This is a genomic window from Mesorhizobium sp. M1E.F.Ca.ET.063.01.1.1, assembly GCF_003998155.1.
Classification (GTDB): Bacteria; Pseudomonadota; Alphaproteobacteria; order Rhizobiales; family Rhizobiaceae; genus Mesorhizobium.
Map to the genome: position 1 here is coordinate 1 of NZ_RZSC01000339.1, position 6,113 is coordinate 6,113.

The window sequence follows — 6,113 nt, forward strand, 5'->3', positions numbered from 1 at the left end:
GAAAACCGACAAGCCGAAAGCCTTCATACGCAACGGCGGCGCGGCGACGCTCGGCATCCAGCCGGAGCGGCTGCGTGTTTTGTGGGACAATGCGACAGCAAAGTTCGAGGTCGCCGGCAAAGTGGTCGAGCGCCACTATTTCGGCGAGATCACGCATCTGATCGTCGAGATTCCGGGATTGGAAAAACCGCTCTCAGTGACCGAGACCAATGATTTCGGCGCCGACGACATTCCGGTCGGCGCGCCGATCCGCCTCGCTTACGATCCCGAAGCGCTGGTGGCGATGGCGGACTGAAGATCAGCCAAGATCTTCCCGGCGGCGATGCGCCCGGCCACGATCGCGCCCTCGACATAGGCGGGGAAGGACGGCGACACTTCCGACGACGCGAAATGCACCGGCGGCGCGCCGGCAAGGATGGTGCGTTCGGCGTTTCTCGCCGTGGCGTCGATGATGAGGTCGCTGTAGGCGCCGCCGCTCCAACGGTCATGCGTCCAGTCGCGCAGGTTGAAATCGACGATGTCCGCCGCTTCCGGGCCGAGCGCTTTCACCAGCCTCGCCGTCACCTCGGCGCGCAGCGCCGGCTGGCCCAGTTCGTGCCAGCGCAGCGCGAGCGGCCCGCCGACAAAGACGATAAGCGCGGCATGGTCGAGATCCTTGCTGCCATCGCAGGCAAACAGCCCCGGCTGGTCGCGCCACATGACCATGCCGCGCAGACCCCGCTCGCGCCAGAATGGTCTGGCATAGCGCACCAGGATCTTAATCACCGCGCCGCTTTCCCAGACGCCCAGAGCCTTTGCAAGCTCCGCCGGCAAGGCGGGCGCGAATTCGAGCTTCGCCGCCGTCGCCGGCGGCAGAGCGATCAGCGCCTTGCGTGCTTCGATCACACCGCGGGCCGAGACGATACGAACGCCTTGCTGCCCGTGCTCGATCCGTGTCGCCGGTTCGCCCAGCCGCAGCCGGTCGCCGAGGTCACCTGCCAGATCGTCGGCCAGCGACTGCATGGTCTCGCGCAAGAAATACTGCAGCTCGAACACCTCGTTGGTGATGCGGCGATCGTTGTCGATCAGGTACCATAACGGCACCTTGTCCAGCGCCAGGCACCACAGGCCCTCGATCATCGAACGGAAGGCGGTCTTGGCGTCGGCCATGTCCTTCTGGCGTTCGAGCCACGTCGCGACGGTCAGCCCGGTGATCGAGGGATCGTCCGGCTCGATCCCGTTCATGCGCTCGCGGATCGCCATCGCGATCCGGTAGGTCCGCTCGGCTTCCTCGACGGACATCGATGGGTGGGTAATGAATTCGCCATCGACATAGGTCTCGACGAATGTCTTGCCGCGCGCCTTGGCCAACGCCATCAGTTCCGGCATGTCCTCGCACAGGAACTGGCCGCCGCTGTCGATCAGCTCACCGAGCCCGTTTCGCGTGGCTTCCACACGGCCGCCGACGCGGTCGCGTGCTTCCAGGACGAGGAAATCGACGCCGGCGCGCTTCAATTCGAGCGCAGCCGACAGGCCGGTGAAGCCGGCGCCGACGACTATGACGTCGGTCCTTTCGATCTTACTGCTCAATAGCCGGCCTTGATCTTCTCGAACTCGGCAACCATCCGCTGCTTGAGCTCCGGCGCGAGCGGCTGCTGGAACAGTGTCTTGTCGAGGAACTTGTCGAGATTGTCGAAACCGCGGTCGGTAAGCAGCTTCCGGTCCATCGCCGCCATGCCGGCATTGTTGCCGTGGCCGTAGCCGAAGGTTTTCACCATATACTCCGAAACGTCGGGCGCATTGACGGCGTTCAGAAAATCATAGGCCTGGTCGAGCTTGCCCGGCGCGTCCTTCATCAGCACATAGCCGCACACCCAGGTCGACAGGCCTTCCTTGGTGTTGCGGTTCATCTCGATCGGCAGTCCTTGTCCTTTCAGCGTCACATAGGTCTCGTTCCAGCCCCAGACCAGATCGACCTCGTTGCCGGTGAAGGCCTGGTTGAGGTCGGTGTCGTCGGTCCAATAGAAGCGGATGTTCTTGTGCACGTCGCGCAGGAAGGCGGAAGCTTGGCTGAACTGCTCGTCGGTCATCTTGGTCCAGTCCTTCAGCCCGATGACCAGGCTTGCCAGCGCATAGGCGTCATCGACATTGTCACCGATGGTGACGCGGCCCCTGAACTTTGGGTCGGCGAAGACTTTCAGCGATTGCGCCTCGTCCGCCGTCACCTTGTCGGTGCGGTAGAGCAGCGAGGTGTTGCCCCAGTCGAAGGGCATGAACCAGGCCTTGTCGTCGGCGGTGGTCGCCAGATCCTTCATCGCCATGATGCCGGGATTGAGGTCCTTCCAGCCGGCGATCTTCGATGTGTCGAGCGGCTGCAGCAGTCCGGCCTCGCGCCACTTCACCACGCTCTGCGAACAGGGATGGGCGATGTCGGCCTTGAAGCCGGCGCGCATCTTCTCGAACGCCTCGTCCTCGTCGCCGAAGAAGGAGAAGCTCGGCTCGGCGCCGTATTTGGCGGTATAGGCCGGATGCAGCAGCGGATCCTCATAACCCGACCAGTCGAAGACGACGAGATCGCCGCCGCCCTCGGCGAGCGCATAGGCGGCCCCCGCGCCAACGGTAACGACGGCGGCCAAGGCAAGGCTGCGAAGCATGGATATCATGGCGCAAGAACTCCCCCATCGCGAACATTGCGAACGAGGTTAGGAGAATTCCCAGGCTTTGGCGAGCCTGCCTGCTCCACTGTGCAGACGGAACAGGCAGCGACCGAAACTGGGCTCAATAGCCGGCTTTGATCTTCTCGAACTCGGCGATCATCTTCAGCTTGAGCTCGGAAGGCAGCGGCTGCTGGAACAGCGTCTTGTCGACCCACTTTTCCACGTTGTCGTAGCCCTTTTCCTTCAGCACCGCCTGATCGACACCGGCCATGCCCTTGGCGTTGGCCTGGCCGTAGCCCCAGTCCTTGACCAGCACCTTGGCGACGTCCGGATTGTTGACGGCGTTGAGATAGTCGTAGGCCTTGTCGACGTTGCCGGGCGCGTCCTTGAACAGCACGTAGCCGCACACCCAGGTCGAAATGCCCTCGTCGGTGTCCTTCTTGGACTTGATCGGCACGCCGGCCTTGACCGACTGCACCGTCGCATCGTTCCAGGCCCAGGCGAGGTCGACTTCGCCGCCCGAGAGCAGCTGCACGATGTCGGTGGTGTCGGTCCAGTAGGAGCGGACATTCTTGTGCACCTGGCGCAGGAAGTCGGACGCTTGGCTGAACTCAGCGTCCGTCATCTTGGTCCAATCTTTCAACCCGATGGCGAGACTGGCCAGCGCATAGGCGTCGTCGACATTGTCGGGGATCGAGACCCGGCCCTTGTATTTCGGATCGGCGAAGGTCTTCAGCGACTGCACGTCCTTTTCGGCGATCTTATCGGAATTGTAGGTGAGCTGGGTGTCGCCCCAGTCCCAGGGCATGAACCAGGCCTTGCCGTCGGGCGTGGTGGCGAGGGCCTTCATCGCCATGATGCCGGGATTGAGGTCCTTCCAGCCGGTGATCTTCGAAGTGTCGAGCGGCTGCAGCAGTCCCGCTTCGCGCCACTTCACCACGCTTTGCGAGCAGGGATGGCCTAGATCGGACTTGAACCCGGAGCGGATCTTTTCGAAAGCCTCATCCTCGTCGCCAAAAAAGGCGAAGGTCGGCGAGTCGCCGTTCTTCTCGATATATTTGCCGTGGAAGCTCGGGTCCTCGTAGCCGGACCAGTCGAACACTGTCAGGTCCTTGTCGGCGGCGACGGCGAACGCCGCCGCCGAAGCCGCGATCGCGCTCCCAAGCGCCAAGGTCAAAGTCAGACGTCGGCTAAGATTCTTCATGCTGTTCCATCCTCTTTTGGTCTTGCCGGTCTTGTAGGCCGGCTGTTGCGAACCCCCGGCTTTTGCTAGCCATAGTGTTTCGGGAAGGCGGCGGCCAAAAAAGCGTTCGTCGCCTGCAGTGCGGTCTCGCGCGTGGTGTCCTCCGTCCCCATCATCAGCCGCAGCCACAGGCCCTCGAGCATGGCGCTGAGCGCCAGCGCGATGGCCTGGGGCTCATAGGCATAGCCGCCGCTCTGTTTGAGCGTCGTGCAGAGATCGATGAAGACCTGCTGGTAGTGATTGTCGCGCGAGCTGCTCAGCGCCTGGTAGATCGGCCGCGACTTGGCTTCGCCCCAGAAGGCGAGCCAAGCCGCGAGCTTGCGCTTGTTGCAGATCGATCGATCGAAATCGGCCCACACCAGATGCTGCAATTGTCGCGCCGGATCGTCGCCCGCCTTCTGCAAGGCTGTGCGCCAATGCGCCGAATACTCGTCATACATGTGCTGCAGCGTGGCGATCAGGAGCTTTTCCTTGCTCTCGAAATGGAAGTTGACGATGCCGCGCGACAGGCCTGCGCCATCCGCGACATTGGCCATCGTCGTTTCGGCATAGCCGCGCTTGGCCAGTGAATCGATCGTCGCCTCGATCAGTTGCAGCTGCCGGACCTCTTTCGAGGCCTTGCGGCCGCGCTTTTCGGCATCGCCTTTGCGCAGGGATTCAGCGGCGTTGTCGGTGGCCTCTGCAGTCTTCATGAGCGTGACGGTCTCCAGCATCGCCGGCTATCCAACCGGCTTCCAACCGCGCAGATGAGTGGGGCGGTGCTCGCCACTGTCAAGCACCTTCTGCATCGCCTCCCAGGTCCGGATGTTCTTGTCGACATAGGCCGCGCCGACCGCAGCGGCGACGGGTTGATAAAGCGGCCCCTTCAGGCGCGCCAATTCGTCTCGCGCGACCTCGCGGTACCATGGATTGCGGTCGCGTATGTTGATGTCGGTAAAGCCGGCGCGCCGCATCGCTTCGGCGTAGCGCGCCGGCGAAGCCATGGCGAAGGAGAGCCCCTCGGCTGCGACATAGGCCTTCATCTCAGGCGACGGCTCGCCGTCATGGCCGATCATCCAGTTCGACGCGGCGAACACGCCGCCCGGCTTCAGCACGCGGAAGATTTCTGCGAATAGCGCGTCTTTATCCGGCACATGCAACAGCGCGTCCTTGGAGAAGACGACATCGAAGGAAGTGTCCGCAAAAGGCAGCGGCCCCGGCGGCGCCTGGACGAAGCGGACGCGGTCTTCGAGACCTTGCGTGGCGGCGCGCCGCCTTGCCGTCTCGATCACCGGCCTCTCGACATCGAAACCGGTCGCATGCGCCGCGCCATGGCGCGCGACCAGATGCAGCGTGATGCCGCCGGCGCCACAGCCGATATCGAGGATCGTCTTATCCTTGAGCGCCAGGCCTTCGACCACGCGGTCGACTTCTTCGGGACCACCCGGCGACAGATAGCCGTCGCCCCAGAGCGCTTCGAGGAAGCGGATGGCGGTATCGTCATATTCCGGCTCGGCGTCAGCCGTTTCGATCATCGATCTTTTAGCCCCAAAGCCGATTTTGGCCCTTTCGGTCATGCAGGCCCAGAAATGCGTGGAAAGCCTAGCCCATCAAGGGGAAAAAGCAACACCATTTGTTGAACATTCATTCAATATAGCTGGACAAAAAGCCGTTAGCCGTGCCAAATTCGGGCAATCAGGGCCAAGATCATCAAAAAATGAAGGGGCGGCCGGATAGAGGGTGAGCGCGCATGAAGACATGGGACGCGATCGTCATCGGCGGTGGCCATAACGGGCTGGTCAACGCTTGCTACCTGCAGCGCGCCGGGCTCGATGTACTGGTGGTCGAGAAGAACGACTGGGTCGGAGGTGCAGCCACCAGTCGCGAGCTGACGCCGGGCTTTCTCTATTCCAACTGCTCCTATGTCTGCTCGCTGTTCCGGCCCGAGATCATGCGCGACCTGGAGCTGCCGCGCTTCGGCCTGCAGGTGATCTCCTATGAGGGCGGCGCCGTGTTCACGCGCGACGGCGACTACCTCGCCAACTACCGCGATCATGACGCGCACCGCCGGGAGTTCGCCCGTTTTTCCAGGCACGACGCCGAGGCCTATGACCGCTACTCGCGCGACGTGACGCGGCAGTGCCGGTTCATTCAGCCGCTTTTGATGCGCACCGCCCCGGACCCGACCAGCTTCAAGCCGCGCGACCTCGGCGAGCTGCTCTATCTCGCCAAGAAATTCGCCGGTCTCACCGCCG

7 protein-coding genes are annotated in these 6,113 nt (G+C 62.8%); 2 read left to right on the plus strand and 5 right to left on the minus strand.

The genetic code is table 11. The annotated features are described in order from the left end of the window. A partial coding sequence (locus EOA29_RS21720) for a TOBE domain-containing protein (RefSeq protein WP_127221468.1) occupies window positions 1–295 on the plus strand: 295 nt, incomplete at its 5' end. On the opposite strand, the gene EOA29_RS21725 is transcribed toward EOA29_RS21720, so the two are convergent. The 5 genes from EOA29_RS21725 to EOA29_RS21745 form a co-directional block, all read right to left on the minus strand. Further along, window positions 259–1,569, minus strand: a complete 1,311-nt coding sequence (locus EOA29_RS21725) for a flavin monoamine oxidase family protein (RefSeq protein WP_126091589.1) — start codon at window positions 1,567–1,569, stop codon at window positions 259–261. The two genes, EOA29_RS21720 and EOA29_RS21725, sit on opposite strands and share 37 nt — an antisense overlap. After that, window positions 1,566–2,642 (minus strand): extracellular solute-binding protein, encoded by a 1,077-nt coding sequence (locus EOA29_RS21730; protein ID WP_126091588.1) that lies wholly within the window; start codon window positions 2,640–2,642, stop codon window positions 1,566–1,568. Before EOA29_RS21730 ends, EOA29_RS21725 begins: the two co-directional genes overlap by 4 nt. 115 nt (window positions 2,643–2,757) lie before the next feature. After that, window positions 2,758–3,840, minus strand: a complete 1,083-nt coding sequence (locus EOA29_RS21735) for an ABC transporter substrate-binding protein (protein ID WP_126091587.1) — start codon at window positions 3,838–3,840, stop codon at window positions 2,758–2,760. Window positions 3,841–3,905: 65 nt separating this feature from the next. Then, complete coding sequence (gene betI, locus EOA29_RS21740) at window positions 3,906–4,592, minus strand: transcriptional regulator BetI (RefSeq protein WP_126091586.1); 687 nt, start codon at window positions 4,590–4,592, stop codon at window positions 3,906–3,908. Window positions 4,593–4,598: 6 nt separating this feature from the next. Further along, window positions 4,599–5,393 carry a class I SAM-dependent methyltransferase gene (locus tag EOA29_RS21745; RefSeq protein WP_126091585.1) on the minus strand — a complete coding sequence of 265 codons (795 nt, stop codon included), beginning with the start codon at window positions 5,391–5,393 and terminating at the stop codon, window positions 4,599–4,601. Window positions 5,394–5,608: 215 nt separating this feature from the next. Between EOA29_RS21745 and EOA29_RS21750 the strand changes: the two genes are divergently transcribed. Then, on the plus strand, window positions 5,609–6,113 hold a 505-nt coding region (locus EOA29_RS21750; protein ID WP_145969734.1), incomplete at its 3' end, for an NAD(P)/FAD-dependent oxidoreductase.